This is a genomic window from Streptococcus chenjunshii (genome assembly GCF_003086355.1).
Taxonomy (GTDB): Bacteria; Bacillota; Bacilli; order Lactobacillales; family Streptococcaceae; genus Streptococcus; species Streptococcus chenjunshii.
Genome location: NZ_CP031733.1, coordinates 2,393,879 through 2,409,678, shown reverse-complemented (window position 1 = coordinate 2,409,678; position 15,800 = coordinate 2,393,879). Strand labels below are relative to the sequence as shown.

The following is a 15,800-nucleotide window of genomic DNA, read 5'->3' as shown; positions in this document are numbered from 1 at the left end:
GACAAATATGTCAAGCTGTGTAAACTATACAAACCGCAATTAAACTGATCTGCTTGTTCTTAAAAATATGCTTTATTGTCTGCATTGTATTTGACACTGCTGTAAAGAACTTCTAGTAAAACTTTTGCATTGATGTTCTAACGGCAAATGACCGAACAGTAGACCAATTGTCGTCTAAAGACAATAAATTGACAAATGATTTACAGTTTATATAAATCCGTAAAGAACCTTGATCAGGCTTTGAACAGCCAGAAATTCTCTGTTTAACTGGAAGACAGAAAATAGGTTCTTGACATAAAGTTGACGATCTTTACATATTCAGTCAAGCATTTGTCAACTTCATTGCTTGTTGTTTTCAATTGGTTTTCTACTTTTATGTTAAAAAAAGCAGTAAAATAGATTTTACTTTAGAATAAATCGCAAGCTAATATCCTTTTACTAGCATTTTAATGAAAAAGAAGTCAATATTCTTGACAGTTTTATGGTAACTTTATATACTTAATTAGGTTTATTATCAATAACTAAAGGAAGGTAATATGTCACTTATAACCATTTTATTAGCTACAGCTGTAGCTTTGGAACATTTTTATATTATGTATTTGGAAACAATTGCTACCCAGTCAGCAACAACCAGCCGCGTTTTTGGATTGACTGAAGACGAGCTTTCGCGGCAATCTGTTTCTCTTCTTTTGAAAAATCAAGGTATTTATAATGGCTTACTGGGACTCAGCCTTTTGTACGCTCTCTTCATTTCGGTTAATCTTGAAATGGTGACAGTTTTTGTACTTTTTGTGATTGGAGCTGCTGTTTACGGAGCCTTAAGTTCTAGTAAAAAAATACTCTTGACTCAAGGCGGGCCAGCTTTATTAGCACTTCTCAGTATTTTTATTTTTCACTGATGTAAAATCTTTGAACTAACGGTTTATGAACCGTGTCAATTTTCTTCATAATAAAAAAACGGGCATGTTCAAAAGAATCTGCTCGTTTTTTAAGTCAGCTGCTGCCAAGTTAGTTCATATTAGTTATAGCACTTTTACCAGGATCAGCATGGGCAATTCGGCTGGCTGCAGCAGCAGCTAAAGCGCCGACAATGTCGTCTAAGAAAGTGTGGCAGCGATTTTTGTTTTTTCTATCCAGCGTTTTAATAATGCCTGGCTTAAGTTTATCAATATAACCGTAATTAGTAAAACCGATTGAACCATATACATTAACAATAGAAAGGGCCATAATTTCATCTATACCGTAAAGTCCTTCATCTTCCATCAGAATGTCGTTTAAGGGCTGAGAGAGTTTTCCTTCTTCAGCGAGTTTATCCATTTCGATACCGGTAATAATCGTGTTTTGCACTTCTCGTTTGTTTAAAACTGTATAAACACTGTCTACACACTCTTCGATAGTTAAGTCTTTAATGTAGGGATTCTGTAAAAAAAGGACAAGCTCCGCAATATCTTTAATACTCACTTCCCGTTCTTCTAAAAGCTCCAGTGCCCTGTTTTTAAGTTCTTTATCGGATTTCATGACTAACCTCCCTTATATTATTGCTGTGGCTTCCCAAAGTACAGCTCATTATTATTCCAAAACTATTTTACCAAAATTTAATCGCTAAGGTTATTCTTTTGTCTGCTGGCGTTGTAACAGATTAGTTGCAGTCAGCCATGTTCAGCCGAACTGTCCTCCTGTTTTAAATTCATCTTGCTCAAGTGAGTCTTTTCGTTTTTTGTTTGCAAAGGCCATTTGGCAGATGGGTTGTGATATAATGTAATACAAAAAAGGAGAAATTATGATACGTACAGTTGGTTTAGTCAGTTTGTCAAGCGGTATTCTTGGAGAAGAATCTGTTGAGCATGAATTGGCCTTGGGGCTAAAGCGCCTAGAGCGTCTGGGTCTGCAAGTCAAAATTCTCCCTCATGCCCTGAAAGGCATGGATTATTTGAAAAAGCATCCGGAAAAGAGAGCAGAAGACTTAATCAGCGCTTTTACAGATGACAGTATTGATATGATTTTATGTGCGATTGGAGGCGATGATACCTACCGTTTACTGCCTTACTTGTTTTCAGATAAACAGTTAGCAAAGGCGGTAAAACAAAAACCCTTTTTAGGGTTTTCAGATACCACAATCAATCATCTCATGCTGCATAAATTAGGGATAAAAACCTTTTACGGCCAGTCTTTTTTAGCGGATATCTGTGAATTGGCCGATGACATGCTGCCTTACTCTTTCCATTATTTTAAGGAGTTAGTCGAAACAGCAACCATATCAGAAGTTCGATCCAGCGAGAAATGGTATGAAGAGCGTTTAGACTACAGTGAAAAAGCTTTGGGCACAGAAAGAATAGCTCATAAAAATCAGGGTTTTGAGCTGCTGCAGGGTGCTGCTAAATTTAAGGGGGAGATATTAGGCGGCTGTTTAGAGTCACTTTATGACATGTTTGATGGTTCACGCTATCCTGATACAGTTGACTTGTGCCGGCAGTACCAGCTGTTTCCTTCTCTTTCTGACTGGAAAGGAAAAATTTTACTGCTTGAAACAAGTGAGGAACAGCCGAGCCCTATAATGTATCAAAAAATGCTGGAAACTTTAAAAGCTACTGGTATATTTACAGTAATCAGCGGTCTCATTATTGGAAAACCGTTAAATGAACTGTACTATGAAGAGTATAAACAGATTTTGCTTGATACAGTCGCTGACAGTAAACTTCCTATTCTTTATAATGTCAATGTTGGCCATGCTACACCCAGATGCATTATTCCTTTTGGCGTGATGGCAGAAGTTGATGCTGACGAAAATGTTATTCGTTTTGGATAAAATCGGCAGCAGATAAAAGACATCTGAAATGCTTTTTGTCAATCGTATATGGGTTCAGCAAATGCCAGTTAAAACAGGATATGCCGCTGGGAAGACAAAGGAGGCAAAAATGCAAGAAACATCGCTTTTTGATCAAGAAATGACTATGGCTGCTCCTTTAGCCAGCCGAGTGCGCCCGACAAGTTTAGAAGATTTTGTCGGTCAGAAACATCTGATAGGGGAAAAGAAATTTTTGCGTGAAATGATTGATAAAGATCAGGTGTCTTCTATGATTTTTTGGGGTCCGCCTGGGGTCGGCAAAACAACCCTTGCAGAAATTATTGCTAAAAAAACAAAATCACGGTTTATCACCTTTAGTGCAGTTATGCATGGCATCAAGGAGATCCGCAAGATTATGAATGAGGCGGAAGAGCATCGTCTGCTGGGGGAGAGGACCATTGTTTTTATTGATGAAATTCATCGTTTTAATAAGGCACAGCAGGATGCTTTTCTCCCTTATGTTGAAAAAGGGAGTATTATTTTGATTGGTGCCACAACCGAAAATCCTTCTTTTGAGGTTAATTCTGCTTTGCTGTCACGAACACGCGTTTTTATCCTTAAACAGCTGGAAGCAGCCGATATTAGTGAGCTGCTGGAAAAGGTGCTAAAATCTCCTCAGGCTTTTCCAGATTTGAATATTGAAATAGCACCTCAGCTCTTAAAGCAAATTGCAGTTTATTCTAACGGTGATGCCAGAACGGCTCTTAATACCTTAGAGATGCTGGTTATTAATAGCGATAGGTCGGGGAACCGCGTTGTCATATCAGGTGATTTGCTTGAGGAGCTGCTGGATAAAAAAACGGCCTATTACGACAAAGATGGCGAAGAACATTATAATATTATTTCTGCCTTGCATAAATCCATGCGTAACAGTGATGCAGACTCTGCTATTTATTGGCTGGGCCGAATGATTGACGGCGGTGAGGATCCTGTTTATATTGCGCGCCGCTTAATACGCTTCGCCAGCGAAGACATCGGTCTAGCTGACAACAGTGCTTTAAATTTAGCTGTCAATACTTTTCAGGCCTGCCGATATATCGGTTTGCCAGAATGTGATGTCCATCTGACCCAGTGCGTGATTTACCTGTCTTTGGCTCCAAAATCCAATGCTGTCTACAAAGCTCGAATGGCAGTTAAAAAGGATATTAAAGCAACTATTGACGAACCGGTGCCCTTGCATTTACGAAATGCCAGCACCAGTTTGATGAAAGAAGCAGGTTATGGAAAAGGTTATCAATTAGCACATTTTTATGAGGATAAACTGACCACTATGCCGACACGTCCTGAAAGCATTGAAGATCATGTTTACTATAAACCTACCCAAGAGGGCAGGGAAGCAAAAATTAAACAGCGCTTAGACTATATTAAAGAATGGAAGAAGAAGCACGATACACGATTCAGCAATAACGAATAATGGCAGTTTTTTGCCTATTGAAATGTTATAATAATGGCAGCATAAAAACACATTGCAGTTGGTAGTCTGCAAGCGTTAAAAAACGTCAGTAACCTTAGGGAGAATGATCAGTTGGTATGAGCATCTTTCTGGACGTCAGCATCTTTCTGAAACAGGCAGCGGGAAGAAGAATCCTAAACGCCTGCAGAGAGAAATAAGCAGGGCAAGAAATAAGCCTGCTGTCTCAACAAAGGCTCAGACTGCTATGCAGGAAATGCATGAAAATCTGAAGAAAGAAAGCAGAATACGCAGCAGACAGCAGCGTGAGGCAGAAAAGAGACGCAAATATCAGTTAAAACAGCAAAAGAGGAAGGGACACTAAAGCAACGTTTTCAGAGTATCATTCTTAGTACTCTGTACTCAGTAAACTTTTGACAGTTTCTTCTAAAATCTGAGGCACAAGGCTTCAGATTTTTTATGTATGACGGGTAAACGTGTTGTTTCTGACTGTTTGTATCTGATAACCGATTTATTTTGAACTGGATTAGAAGAGGGTGCAAGTTTTACTTGACATCTGCAGACAGCTATTATAAAATATGAATGAACAGATAAAAATATTCATTCATTTATTTTTAAAAGGGAGTTCAAAATGCCGGAAAATAAGAAACAAAAATTGAAGTCAGCAGCTTATGATATTTTTTCCAAAAAAGGTTATAAAGCAACAGGGATTTCTGAAATTGCCAAGCAGGCTGGGGTTGCTGTCGGGTCTTTTTATAATTATTATGATTCTAAGGAAGCTATTTTTCTGGCTGTTTATACTGAGGAAAATAATCGTATTCGCCAGAAACTTATGCGGGAGATTGACTGGGAGGGCGATGCAGTTCATCTGGTTAGCCAGCTGTTTGAAAAGTTACGCAGTCTGATTTCGTTTAATAAAATATTGTCAGAGTGGTATAATCCAGCCATTTCATCTTATCTGCATGCTCATTATTCCTCGGAGAAAAACAAAGACAGCGATCCTTTTCATCTGTTTTTACTTGAAACATTCAGTGCAAGAATGAGCGCAGAGGGGTTCTCGTCAGATAAAATCCAAGAAATATTACAGGTTTATCAGCTTTTCTACTACATGGATACGCATATCACAGAAGTTGATTTTCCAAATATCAGCAGAACAATTGAGTTTTTGGCAACTTATTTTGTTAAAGGACTTTTTGAATAGAGGGTGTCAGCCCTTTATTTTCAAGAAAAAATGAATGAATAATAAAAAATATTCACTCAATACAAAGGAGGTTTTTATATGAATAAACAAGGAAAAAAGAAAATGAGCGGCTTAACAATGATAGGAATTTCTTGTGCAGTCATAGGAATTTTAGTTGTCATTTGGGGGGCAACATTATTTCCCATTGATTTAACCTTCCCCGATTTCATGAGCTTTACAGCTGGAGGGATTGTCTTGCTTGCTGTCGGTCTTTGTATGATTTCTTATCTGCCGTCTATTTGTAAAATGTCAGGCATCTGGCTGGCAGCAGTAATGCTTATACTTTATCTTTGCAGTTTTACAGAAGTTGATTTCGTTGTTAAAATAATTGGCTTTATCCCTATCCTTGCTCTTGCTGTTTGGCTGTCTTTTAAATTGTGGGATTAGCAGATATTTTTAAGGAGAAAAACATGAAAGGACGTTCTAAAATGATAACTATTGTCGTATCTATTCTTTCAGTAGGATTTGTTGGCTGCCTAATTACTTGGGGCGTTATTGCTTTTCTTGGACGAAGTCAATCGTTATCAGTCAAATCCATTGAGAATCCCAGCGGAGATATTTATCTTATTCACCTAACAAAACCTGAGGATATGGCTTGGGAAGCTGGTTCCTTTGCTAAGTTTGAATTACCTGAAGTTAACGAAAGTGGACAAAAAACTCGCTGGCTGACAATCGCTTCTAATAGTGATGAAAGCGAAATTCTTATTTTAACGCACAACAGCGGCAGCCTTTATAAGACAACTTTAACCAGTCTGCCAGTTGGTGCAAAAGTTGAGATGAGCTGGCAAGATTCACATTTGCCAGTTGGAGACGGGCAAGAACCGCTGGTTTGCTTCGCATCTGATGTTGGTATCTCAGCTTTGCGACCGATTGCCGGACAATGGGCCGGTCGGCGCACGATTACCTTGAACCATCTGGATAAGGGCGTTACTGTTTTTGATGAAGAACTAGCAGCATTAGCCAGACAAGTCTCCCAATTTAGCTATGAAACCAGTGCTAGCTTTTCTCAAAGTAAAGATGAGTTAGGAAAGGCTGCAGAGAAATATGGCAGTAAGGCTATCTACCTCTTAGCTGGTCAGCCTGATGATGTTGAAGCGATGAAGGCGTTTCTTCTTGAAGATAAGGGGATTAACATTAAACAGATTAAGGTGGACTCGTTTAAAGGTTTAAAATAATGGCTGGGGAAAAGTTTTTAAGTCAAGCTTTAGTATTTTCTATTCCCCTTTACACTTTCGATTTCACCTATTCCAAAGCAGTTTTTACTAGATTGTCACTCCCTTGTTAACTTTGATGCTCAGTATCATATTGACTGTGATGGTGGAAAAATTAGTCTAATGATTGATAGCGGCTTTCACATTTTTATTGGATAATTACTTTTATCTGGAAGGTGTTTGTGGAGCTGGCTGGGGGGATTTAGCGGGCAATGCTGGAAACAGTAGGGGGGAATGCTACTTATTGTTTTATCTGTCCCAAACTCGCACGTATTGCAACACGAGTGCTTTTGCTGTTTTTAAAAGATAAGGTTATTTGTGTCCTGTTGCCCAAGAGATTCCTGAACCTATATTTACAAATAAGATATAAAAGCAGCTAACTTTATGCAGCGCCACGAAGAATGGATTTTTATCTGTTCTAAGGGGTGCTGTATTATTTTATTGAGAAAGCTGTCGCTTTTCTCGGCTGTCTCAGTTAAAATTTTGAGGACTGTGTATTGACAAAATACCACAAGAAGACTATAATCTATTTAGAAAATTTTCGAAATAACTTGAGAATTGAACACGGCCTAAAATCCTAGTGAAAAAGATGAAGTCCGTCGCGATGCAAGTTATCGCTCGTCTTTCCCTATTTTCATACGGATTTCTTAACGGCCTTTGTATCTTGATAAGGAGGGGAGAGATGCGCTTTGCAACAACGTTCAAAGCTTTGTCAAATCCTATCAGACGAGACATTTTGGAGCTTTTGAAAGCGGGCAGACTGTCGGCAGGGGACATATCCAGTCACTTTGATCTGGCAGGTGCCACAATCTCCCATCACCTCAGTATTTTGAAAAAAGCTGACTTGGTGCAAGAGACGAAAGAAAAGAACTTTATCTATTATGAGTTAAACACATCTGTTTTAGAAGATGTGATGGCCTGGTTAATTGATTTAAAGGGGGGCAGCAATGATGAAAATCAATAAAGAAAAAGTAATTCTGACATCCTTTGTTATTCTGTTGCCGGTATTGGTGGGTATTGTTTACTGGCCGCAGCTGCCTGATACTATAGCGACTCATTTTGATTTTAACGGCAATGCCAACGGTTTTACCAGCAAAACAATCACTGTCTTTGGTCTGCCTCTTTTTCTTCTAGGGCTCCATCTTCTTTGCCTTTATCTCACATCTTATGATCCCAAATCTAGAAATATCAGTCCTAAAATAGCTTCGCTCATTTACTGGATTGTTCCTTTGGTATCTCTTTGGGTGATGGCTGCGATTTACAGTCCTTTTTTTGGCTTGCTGCTCAATCCAATGCTTTTATCAGGCTTGCTGCTGGGCTGTTTAGCTATGGGTTTCGGTAATTATATGCCTAAAATGAGGCAAAATTATTCTATCGGCATCAGACTGCCGTGGACCTTAGATGATGAGGAAAATTGGAATAAAACACATCGATTGGCTGGAAAAATCTGGGTGATCTGCGGTTTTATGATTTTTGTGGAAGGTTTTATACAGATTCTTTTCCCTTATGTACTGGCAGTGCTGCTGGCTGTCATGGTTTTAGTTCCGGCTGTCTATTCCTTTAGACTGAACCGTTTGAAGAAAGGGGGCAGCAATGAATAAAACGAAAGCATTTCATATCTATTTATTTTCAGCTTTTGTACCGGCCTGGATCTTGCAAATATGTGCAGGATTCTTTTATCAAAGCAGCGGCGCTAATTTGTTTTATACTGTTCTTTTGCTCCTTGCTATGTACAGCCCTTTTTTGGGGGTGCTGACGGCTAAGATGCCTTTAAAAGATATGGGCTGGCAGATTCATTTAAAGGACAAAAAATGGCTGTTTTTCTTAACAGCCTGGTTTTTACCGGTTATCTTAGCAGTCTTAGGGGCAGCAATCTACTTTCTCATCAAACCGCAGGCCTTCGACAGCAATGCTTCATACCTTATGTCCCAGTACACCGGTGAGCAGTCGGCAGATTTAAAAGCTCAAGGTCTGACGCCGCAGGTTCTGGCTTATCTGTCGGTTATATCTGCAATGACCTATGCACCATTTATTAATATGTTATTTGCACTAGGTGAAGAAGTGGGCTGGCGCGGTTTCATGCATACTTATCTGAAAGAAAAATACGGGCCTAAAAAGGGGATCATTTATTCAGGACTGATTTGGGGAGTGTGGCATTGGCCGATAATGCTTTTTGGCTATGAATACGGAACAGATTACTGGGGCTATCCTGTTCTGGGCGGTCTTTTATTTCTGGTTTTTACTGTTTGTTTTGGGATTCTGCTTGACTGGATTTTTGTCAGGACTGGAAGTATTTGGGGACCTTCTCTTATGCACGGTTCAGCCAATGCGGCTGTATTTGGCCTGTACTTTTTGAACGCTGCTTTCAAGGATGATTTAATTTTCGGCCCGCTGCCGATAGGATTACTGGGAGGCATTCCGCTGTTGCTTTTTAGCCTGTATCTCTACTACAACATCTATTTTAAAACGAATAGATGAATCGGCTTAAAAGTGGATATAAAAGAGATTGGAAAAACGTGATTTCGAACAAATCACGTTTTTCCTTATTGTATGACTTTTAGTCCGTCTCGCTCCGCGAAACAAATAAAACACCACCCGTTAATCATAATTTCCATCAACTCACAGTTGGATAGGGTGGCTGTTTTATTATGCAGAAAAAGATAAGCCCTCCTTCCCATCATAAAGACTATAACAGTATTTAAATTGAAAGGTAATAGACTGAAGGCTAAATTTATAGGAGTATTGAAGCTGGGACTTTTGCCCAGTCTCAATTAGTACGTTCTTCTCATTGTAGTTCCAATGTAAAATCTATTAGATTTTAACCATACTCGTCCTAACTCAACAATGGAAGTATCATCTAAATGGACTAATTGTTCTTGAAAAAGCAAAGGGCTGCCTAATTTAATTTTAAAGTGCTTAGATTGAATTTGATTTGATTCTACTGCAGCAAAACGTGTTTCACTATAAGCAACACGTTTTTTTGTTTGACGCTCAATAATATTAAATAAGCCATTGTTAATGAAATCTTCAGACATGATATTGGGTGCAAGCAGTAAGTTTATATAATTTTGAATTAGCATAACGACTTCATCATCAATTGTACGTATTCTTTCTAAGAAAAATACAGCTGATCCAGGTTTAAGTTTCATTAAACGGATGATTTCATCATTGGCTACTTGTATTTCTTTATTTAATATAGTTGTTTCAAAAGAAATATTTTGAGATTTCATATGTTCATAGAAAGAATGCAAACCTTCTGTTAAAGGAATAGCAAAATTCTCGCTTGAGGCAAAAGTCCCCAACCCTTGTTTTTGAACGAGAACTCCTTCATCAACAAGCTCTAAGATAGCTTTTCTGATTGTACCCCTACTTACTCCTAAATCTTTCATCAAAGAATTTTCGGACGGGATTTTTGTTCCTTTCTTCCAGTTGTTATTTTGAATGTTTTTACGTATTGAATCTTTTATTTGCTCATATAAAGGAACAAGGGACTCTCGATTAAGCTTCATATTAAACCTCACATAGATATAACTAATTTATTATAATTTTATCTCCAACTTGTGGTAGTGGAGCAGTGCTTGCTCTTAGATGAATAGTCCCAGGTAATTCAGCATTAATGGCATTATCGAATTTTACTGTAACATGTCCTAAATTATTTAAATTATCAAGGACATCATCACCTACTGAAGTAATCAGATAACTCTTATCACCAAAATGCATGGACATACCTGGTTCAATAGAACCTGTTATTTGATTTACTTTAATCTTAAAACAAAAATCCATTAATTCAGGAGGAACATGCTCTCCAAATAATATTAACATATTCTCGCTTAAAAAGGAAAAAGCATCATTTCCAATGGACAAAATTTCTGTTTCATAAATATTCATAAAAACCTCCTTTAAAATATTGACAAATGAAAACGGTTGATTTATACTATAGATAAGTTGTACATACTCATATATTAACATCTATAGTTGTATATGTCAAATTGGTTGCTTATAAAGGAAGGAGAAAAAAATGGATTTTTTGATTTCGCTAGCTGATCACTTTACAGGACTTTTTCAGGCTGCTGCTGATCAATTTGTAAGTTTTATTACTAATTTAATCCCCTTAGTGGCAGTAATGATTTTGACTGTTAATGCACTGATTCAATTTATTGGTAAGGATAGAGTACAGAGATTCATGAGAAAGTTAACAAAGTATACAATTCTGCGGTATACTGTTCTGCCATTTTTAGCTTGCTTTTTCTTTGCCAATCCCATGTGCTATACTTTTGGGACATTTTTAGAAGAGGAATACAAGCCAGGATTTTATGATGCAACAGTTTCAATGCTGCATCCTATCACTGGTCTATTTCCCCATGCAAATGCTTCTGAATTATTTGTCTGGCTAGGTATTTCATCAGGATATGAATCGCTAGGAAATACAAGTGAATTAGCGTTAAGATTTTTGATGAGTGGTTTTGTTGTTATTTTAATGCGAGGGATTGTTACTGAAAAGTTAGCAATTTTCTTTAAAAAACGTCAAAAAGCATAATTGTTTGGAGGAAAAGTTATGACTAATGCAGTTAAAGTTAGTAAAGGTGAAGGCGGTTGGGGCGGTCCTTTAATTGTCGCCCCAACAGGCAACAGAAAATATGTTTTATGTGTTACAACAGGAGGTATTAATCCAGTTGCGAAAAAAATTGGTGAGTTAAGCGGAGCTGAAGTTGTTGACCAATTTTCTACTCCGGCTGATACAGATGAGGTTTTTTGTGCCGTTATTGATTGTGCCGGAGTTGCTAGATGCGGAACTTATCCTAAATTAGGTATTCCTACTATCAATGTAAAACGCGGCGGGCCATCCGGCCCTTTAGCACAGTATATTAAAGAAGAGATTTTTGTATCAGGTGTTAAAGAGGAAAATATTGAACTTGCAGATGATGAGCCAATTACTGTTTCTGCACAAAATAGTTCGAATTCAGATAAAACTTCTGAAAGAAAAAGTATCACAAAGGAAGCTAGAGAAAAGTATGCCGCATCAGAAATAGGACAAAAAAATAAAAACAGCGTGATGGATATTGTCAATAAAATTGGTGTAGGTGTAGGTAATGCTATTAACATTATTTATTCTGCAGCGCGTGAGACAGTAGACAACATGCTAAAAAATATTATTCCATTTATGCTTTTTGTCTCAGTATTAATTGGGATAATTAATTATACGGGTTTTGCTCAAATTATCGCTAACGTACTCACGCCATTAGCTGGAAGTTTATGGGGATTGTTACTGTTAGCCTTAATATGCAGTATCCCATTTTTGTCTCCGCTTATTGTTCCAGGGGCTATTCTTGCTCAAGTCATGAGTGTATTAGTTGGTAACCAAATTGGTGCTGGAGTTATTCCCCCTCAATACGCACTGCCGGCAATGTATGCTGTTAATGCTCAGGTTGGTGCTGATTTTGTACCTGTTGGTTTGACATTGATGGAAGCCGAACCGGAAACTATTGAAGCAGGAGTGCCTGCATTTCTATTTAGTAAACTAATAACTGGTCCTTTTGCAGTCATAATTGGATATTTATTTTCATTTGGTTTATAAAAGGAGTTTGTCATGTTAAGTAACCCTTTTATTGCATTACTCTTTCTTTTATTGTTATGGAGTCTAAATGCCTTATCTTCATATTATTATTTTAAAAAAGTCAATAACGAAATTGTTACTTTGAAAAAAATGTATAAAGGAAAAGAGAGGTTCATGGGGGCCGTAGTTAAAAAAGTTAATATTTTTAGAAAAGTAATGATGATTATAGTCACTGACTATAATGGAACAATAACAGAATGTAAATATTTGTATGGATATACTAATTTCTCAAAATTCAAAAAGAAAGATGATATTGTTGGGAAAAACATTGATCAAATCATTAATAGTAGTAATGAAGATAAATTTATTAAAGCAATTCAAGGTTGCGCTGAAAAAATAAAGGAACAGAAAATAAAAACAATAGCATGATCTATGAAGAAGTTTCAGAAACTTCTTCATAGATTATACTTTGGTATTGAGAGGTGAGCAGATGACACAAAAAGTTAGAAGTCCTTTTTTTACAGTTAGTCCTAAAGCGTATTTATATGGCGAAGAGTTATTAAATCTCGCAAAATTAGTTGATAAAATTGTAAAAGACAGCAGTGCAACATTTTTCTTTGTTGCGCCAGCGATTGATTTGCCAACAATTGTTAAAAACACTAAAAATCTTATTGTTACAGCACAGACAGCTGATGGGTTTGGTCCAGGAAGAGGAATGGGCAGAACATTATTAGAAAGTTTAAAATACTATGGTGTTGGAGCAACATTTATGAATCACATGGAGTGTCCAATGGAGTTCAGAGAATTAGTTTTATCGGTTAAACGAGCTAAAGAATTAGGTATAATAACTATTGTTTGTGCTGATACTGAAAAAGAAGCCGAAATTCTTGCTCATATGCATCCAGATATTATTTTATGTGAACCATATAATTTAATCAGTACAGGACAAACCAGTGATGAATCTTATATAGCAAAAACCATAGATGCGATTAAAAAAGTTGATGAAGATATATTAATCATGGAAGGAGCTGGGATTACTTGTGGTGATGATGTCCGAAGATTGATTTCATTAGGTGTTGACGGTACTGGAATTTCCAGTGTTCTCACAAAAAATGAAGATAGAGAAAGTTTATTAAAAGAAATTTTTAGTGGCTTAGAATGATGTGAGGAAAATAATATGAATTTAATTAATGGTTTCAAATTGATGGAATATGCAAAAGGAAAAGGGATTGTACTGCCGTGTTTTAATACAACTAATTATGAGTTAACATATGGGATCATAAAAGGTTTACAAAATTCCGGGCGTGGAGGGTATATTCAAATTTCGTCGAATAATTTGGAGCTTTCAAGTCCTCAAATTATTGTTGATATGGTCAGGTTTGCAATGAAAGATCTAAATGTAGATGTCCCTATTGTACTGCATCTGGATCATGGTAAATCTTTTGATGATGTTAAAGCGTGTATTGATGCCGGTTTTACTTCAATTATGATTGATGCTTCACATTTACCACTTGAAGAAAATATTGAAGAAGTAAAGAAAGTTACAGAATACTGCCATTACTTTAATATCCCAGTTGAAGCGGAGTTAGGCGCGATAGGTGGAAAAGAAGAGGCTGAGGCTTTGAATAAAGAAGGGAAAACTAATTCAGAAGATGTAGGCTTATTTTTAGAGCAAACTAACTGTGATCTATTAGCGGTATCCGTTGGCAATGTTCACGGCTTAGCCAAAGAACCAAATATTGATTTTGAGCTGCTCAAAGAAATAGCCTCAGTGAGTACGGTTCCATTAGTATTACACGGCGGTTCAGGAATTCCTTTTGATGACGTTAGAAAAGCTCGTGGAAGCAACTTAATTAAAGTAAACTATGGTTCTGACTTGAGAAAAGTTTTCATATCAACTTTTGGAAAAGCCTACGAAAAAAATCATAATGCATTTGATGTAAAGTCATTATCTAAATTAGCTATAAAAGCTGTTTCGGAAAGTGTTGTAACGATTTCAAATAATATTAATCAAAAATAATTTTGGTGATTTTATGACTGTAAAATTAGTTTTAGGGCTTGACATAGGGACTTCATCGGTAAAATTTTTAGTGAGCGATTCGTCTTTAAATACAGTGTATGCTAATTCAATAGCATATGATCTAGTATACCCTAGCGAGGGGTATGTAGAGATGGATCCAAAAGTGTGGAAAAAAATTATACTTGATGAGTTGGAAAAAATATTTAATTCAGATTTTGCTGATAATATTAAAGTTATCTGCACGACTGCTCAGATGCATAGTACTGTATTTCTTGATTCAGATGGTGATACTTTTAGGAATGCTATATTATGGAATGACAGACGAACAATTAATCAAATTCCCGAAATAAGGGATGTTCTGATTAATACTCTTGGGATGACAAAAAATGCTAATATAATTTCTACTGGCAGTCCCTTAGCTAATCTAATATGGCTAAAGAAATATAAGACAGAAGAATACAAAAAAATTGCTAAGATGTGTATGGTTAAAGACTACATTAACTATATACTTACTGGTGAGGCTGTAACAGATTATTGTGATGCTTCAACATCATGTTTAATGGATTTAGCAACAAAAAAATGGTCTGATAAGATAATAAAACATTATGGTTTCCCAAATAGGATATTTCCAGAAATAAAAAATTCAGATAAAAGGGTTTCATTTTTAGGTGCCTCATTAAAAAAAAGATTTCACTTACACAATGATGTAGCTGTGGTGGTAGGTACAGGAGATAATGCTGCTACTATGGCCTTTATAAATGAATTTAGTAAGTCAAATTTAACTATTTCCTTAGGGACTTCTGGTGTAGTATTAAGCGAAATAAAAAACCTGTCAAATGTTGGAAAAAATATATTATTTGGCAGCGAGAACGGTTTAAAAATTATTAGCCAGACTTCTCTATCTACTTGCGGAGAAATAATTGAATGGTGGAAAAATGAAATTACTCGCAATAATGAATATTTAAGACTATCTGACATTTCAGAAAAAGACATTGTTAGCAATAAAGTTATATTTATACCATATTTTGCTGGCGAAAAGTACATTTTAAAGAATCGAAATATCTTAGGTTCTTTTCAAGAATTAGATTTAACAGCTTCATCAAAAAAAATGGGATTATCAATTTTTGAAGGGATTGCATTTGCTTTAAAACTTCTGTATGAAGAGCAAAATATCCCCTTGGCAGGATCAATTAATGTTGTTGGTGGCGGAGCAAGAAATGATTTATGGTTATTAATATTGGCAAATGTATTTAACAGGGTTATCAATACGTTTAATTTAAATGTGATGTCAGTTCATGGTTCAATAATTATTGGTTATAAATATTTACAAACTCCAGTTAGCAGCGATTATCTGACCATGATCCCACTTAAACCCCAAAGTAAGTATGTAAGCTACTATCAAAAAAAATATAAAAAGTTTAAAAAATATGTGCACTTAATAAATTGTTCCAATGGATAAAGTATATAAAAGTATTATGTGTTTCATATAATCCCAGATGTTGTTTTACGAGACATCATG

General features: G+C 36.4%; 19 protein-coding genes. 16 read left to right on the top strand and 3 right to left on the bottom strand.

Going from position 1 to position 15,800, the window contains the following annotated elements; all coding sequences use genetic code 11:
* Positions 1-536: 536 nt before the first annotated feature.
* The gene (locus DDV21_RS11535; protein ID WP_116878265.1) at positions 537-899 is read left to right on the top strand and encodes a DUF1304 domain-containing protein; all 363 of its coding nucleotides are present in this window, start codon (positions 537-539) and stop codon (positions 897-899) included.
* A 109-nt stretch (positions 900-1,008) separates the two neighbouring features.
* Here the strand turns inward: DDV21_RS11535 and DDV21_RS11530 are convergent, their stop codons facing one another.
* On the bottom strand, positions 1,009-1,518 hold the full coding sequence (locus DDV21_RS11530; protein WP_116878266.1) for a phosphatidylglycerophosphatase A family protein: 510 nt from the start codon (positions 1,516-1,518) through the stop codon (positions 1,009-1,011).
* A gap of 262 nt (positions 1,519-1,780) precedes the next feature.
* Between DDV21_RS11530 and DDV21_RS11525 the strand changes: the two genes are divergently transcribed.
* From DDV21_RS11525 to DDV21_RS11485, 9 genes are all read left to right on the top strand, one after another.
* Positions 1,781-2,806 carry a S66 family peptidase gene (locus tag DDV21_RS11525; protein WP_116878267.1) on the top strand — a complete coding sequence of 342 codons (1,026 nt, stop codon included), beginning with the start codon at positions 1,781-1,783 and terminating at the stop codon, positions 2,804-2,806.
* Positions 2,807-2,915: 109 nt separating this feature from the next.
* Complete coding sequence (locus DDV21_RS11520; protein ID WP_116878268.1) at positions 2,916-4,259, top strand: replication-associated recombination protein A; 1,344 nt, start codon at positions 2,916-2,918, stop codon at positions 4,257-4,259.
* A gap of 103 nt (positions 4,260-4,362) precedes the next feature.
* Complete coding sequence (locus DDV21_RS11515; RefSeq protein ID WP_116878269.1) at positions 4,363-4,620, top strand: DUF2992 family protein; 258 nt, start codon at positions 4,363-4,365, stop codon at positions 4,618-4,620.
* A 267-nt stretch (positions 4,621-4,887) separates the two neighbouring features.
* Entirely contained in the window at positions 4,888-5,457 is a 570-nt protein-coding gene (locus DDV21_RS11510) for a TetR/AcrR family transcriptional regulator (RefSeq protein ID WP_116878270.1), read from the top strand.
* A gap of 102 nt (positions 5,458-5,559) precedes the next feature.
* Positions 5,560-5,883, top strand: a complete 324-nt coding sequence (locus tag DDV21_RS11505; protein WP_181963482.1) for a hypothetical protein — start codon at positions 5,560-5,562, stop codon at positions 5,881-5,883.
* Between the two features lie 23 nt (positions 5,884-5,906).
* The gene (locus DDV21_RS11500) at positions 5,907-6,671 is read left to right on the top strand and encodes a ferredoxin reductase domain-containing protein (protein WP_116878272.1); all 765 of its coding nucleotides are present in this window, start codon (positions 5,907-5,909) and stop codon (positions 6,669-6,671) included.
* Between the two features lie 718 nt (positions 6,672-7,389).
* Positions 7,390-7,671, top strand: a complete 282-nt coding sequence (locus DDV21_RS11495; RefSeq protein ID WP_116878273.1) for an autorepressor SdpR family transcription factor — start codon at positions 7,390-7,392, stop codon at positions 7,669-7,671.
* Complete coding sequence (locus DDV21_RS11490; RefSeq protein WP_116878293.1) at positions 7,658-8,308, top strand: SdpI family protein; 651 nt, start codon at positions 7,658-7,660, stop codon at positions 8,306-8,308. The genes DDV21_RS11495 and DDV21_RS11490 overlap by 14 nt, the downstream gene beginning before the upstream one ends.
* Positions 8,301-9,185, top strand: coding sequence for a CPBP family intramembrane glutamic endopeptidase (locus tag DDV21_RS11485; protein WP_116878274.1), 885 nt, complete (start codon positions 8,301-8,303; stop codon positions 9,183-9,185). Before DDV21_RS11490 ends, DDV21_RS11485 begins: the two co-directional genes overlap by 8 nt.
* A gap of 293 nt (positions 9,186-9,478) precedes the next feature.
* Here DDV21_RS11485 and DDV21_RS11480 read toward each other — a convergent pair whose 3' ends face one another.
* The gene (locus DDV21_RS11480; RefSeq protein WP_116878275.1) at positions 9,479-10,216 is read right to left on the bottom strand and encodes a GntR family transcriptional regulator; all 738 of its coding nucleotides are present in this window, start codon (positions 10,214-10,216) and stop codon (positions 9,479-9,481) included.
* 22 nt (positions 10,217-10,238) lie between these two features.
* Positions 10,239-10,595, bottom strand: a complete 357-nt coding sequence (locus DDV21_RS11475; protein ID WP_116878276.1) for a PTS glucitol/sorbitol transporter subunit IIA — start codon at positions 10,593-10,595, stop codon at positions 10,239-10,241.
* A 130-nt stretch (positions 10,596-10,725) separates the two neighbouring features.
* Here DDV21_RS11475 and srlA point away from each other — a divergent pair, with 130 nt between their 5' ends.
* From srlA to DDV21_RS11445, 6 genes are all read left to right on the top strand, one after another.
* Entirely contained in the window at positions 10,726-11,244 is a 519-nt protein-coding gene (srlA, locus tag DDV21_RS11470; protein WP_116878277.1) for a PTS glucitol/sorbitol transporter subunit IIC, read from the top strand.
* Between the two features lie 18 nt (positions 11,245-11,262).
* Complete coding sequence (srlE, locus tag DDV21_RS11465; protein ID WP_116878278.1) at positions 11,263-12,282, top strand: PTS glucitol/sorbitol transporter subunit IIB; 1,020 nt, start codon at positions 11,263-11,265, stop codon at positions 12,280-12,282.
* A 12-nt stretch (positions 12,283-12,294) separates the two neighbouring features.
* Positions 12,295-12,690: a transcriptional regulator GutM gene (locus DDV21_RS11460; protein WP_116878279.1), complete on the top strand. Its 396-nt coding sequence runs from the start codon at positions 12,295-12,297 to the stop codon at positions 12,688-12,690.
* Between the two features lie 61 nt (positions 12,691-12,751).
* A complete protein-coding gene (locus tag DDV21_RS11455; RefSeq protein ID WP_116878280.1) occupies positions 12,752-13,423 on the top strand; it encodes a triose-phosphate isomerase in 672 nt (223 codons plus the stop codon).
* A gap of 15 nt (positions 13,424-13,438) precedes the next feature.
* Positions 13,439-14,281, top strand: a complete 843-nt coding sequence (locus tag DDV21_RS11450) for a class II aldolase (RefSeq protein WP_116878281.1) — start codon at positions 13,439-13,441, stop codon at positions 14,279-14,281.
* 13 nt (positions 14,282-14,294) lie between these two features.
* Positions 14,295-15,740, top strand: coding sequence for an FGGY family carbohydrate kinase (locus DDV21_RS11445; protein WP_116878282.1), 1,446 nt, complete (start codon positions 14,295-14,297; stop codon positions 15,738-15,740).
* The last annotated feature ends 60 nt before the right edge of the window (positions 15,741-15,800 follow it).

What these genes read in the sequence shown, in the direction of transcription:
- DDV21_RS11535 (WP_116878265.1), top strand. Translation starts at nt 537, where the DNA reads ATGTCACTTATAACCATTTTATTAGCTACAGCTGTAGCTTTGGAACAT.
- DDV21_RS11530 (WP_116878266.1), bottom strand. Translation starts at nt 1,518, where the DNA reads ATGAAATCCGATAAAGAACTTAAAAACAGGGCACTGGAGCTTTTAGAA.
- DDV21_RS11525 (WP_116878267.1), top strand. Translation starts at nt 1,781, where the DNA reads ATGATACGTACAGTTGGTTTAGTCAGTTTGTCAAGCGGTATTCTTGGA.
- DDV21_RS11520 (WP_116878268.1), top strand. Translation starts at nt 2,916, where the DNA reads ATGCAAGAAACATCGCTTTTTGATCAAGAAATGACTATGGCTGCTCCT.
- DDV21_RS11515 (WP_116878269.1), top strand. Translation starts at nt 4,363, where the DNA reads ATGATCAGTTGGTATGAGCATCTTTCTGGACGTCAGCATCTTTCTGAA.
- DDV21_RS11510 (WP_116878270.1), top strand. Translation starts at nt 4,888, where the DNA reads ATGCCGGAAAATAAGAAACAAAAATTGAAGTCAGCAGCTTATGATATT.
- DDV21_RS11505 (WP_181963482.1), top strand. Translation starts at nt 5,560, where the DNA reads ATGAGCGGCTTAACAATGATAGGAATTTCTTGTGCAGTCATAGGAATT.
- DDV21_RS11500 (WP_116878272.1), top strand. Translation starts at nt 5,907, where the DNA reads ATGAAAGGACGTTCTAAAATGATAACTATTGTCGTATCTATTCTTTCA.
- DDV21_RS11495 (WP_116878273.1), top strand. Translation starts at nt 7,390, where the DNA reads ATGCGCTTTGCAACAACGTTCAAAGCTTTGTCAAATCCTATCAGACGA.
- DDV21_RS11490 (WP_116878293.1), top strand. Translation starts at nt 7,658, where the DNA reads ATGAAAATCAATAAAGAAAAAGTAATTCTGACATCCTTTGTTATTCTG.
- DDV21_RS11485 (WP_116878274.1), top strand. Translation starts at nt 8,301, where the DNA reads ATGAATAAAACGAAAGCATTTCATATCTATTTATTTTCAGCTTTTGTA.
- DDV21_RS11480 (WP_116878275.1), bottom strand. Translation starts at nt 10,216, where the DNA reads ATGAAGCTTAATCGAGAGTCCCTTGTTCCTTTATATGAGCAAATAAAA.
- DDV21_RS11475 (WP_116878276.1), bottom strand. Translation starts at nt 10,595, where the DNA reads ATGAATATTTATGAAACAGAAATTTTGTCCATTGGAAATGATGCTTTT.
- srlA (WP_116878277.1), top strand. Translation starts at nt 10,726, where the DNA reads ATGGATTTTTTGATTTCGCTAGCTGATCACTTTACAGGACTTTTTCAG.
- srlE (WP_116878278.1), top strand. Translation starts at nt 11,263, where the DNA reads ATGACTAATGCAGTTAAAGTTAGTAAAGGTGAAGGCGGTTGGGGCGGT.
- DDV21_RS11460 (WP_116878279.1), top strand. Translation starts at nt 12,295, where the DNA reads ATGTTAAGTAACCCTTTTATTGCATTACTCTTTCTTTTATTGTTATGG.
- DDV21_RS11455 (WP_116878280.1), top strand. Translation starts at nt 12,752, where the DNA reads ATGACACAAAAAGTTAGAAGTCCTTTTTTTACAGTTAGTCCTAAAGCG.
- DDV21_RS11450 (WP_116878281.1), top strand. Translation starts at nt 13,439, where the DNA reads ATGAATTTAATTAATGGTTTCAAATTGATGGAATATGCAAAAGGAAAA.
- DDV21_RS11445 (WP_116878282.1), top strand. Translation starts at nt 14,295, where the DNA reads ATGACTGTAAAATTAGTTTTAGGGCTTGACATAGGGACTTCATCGGTA.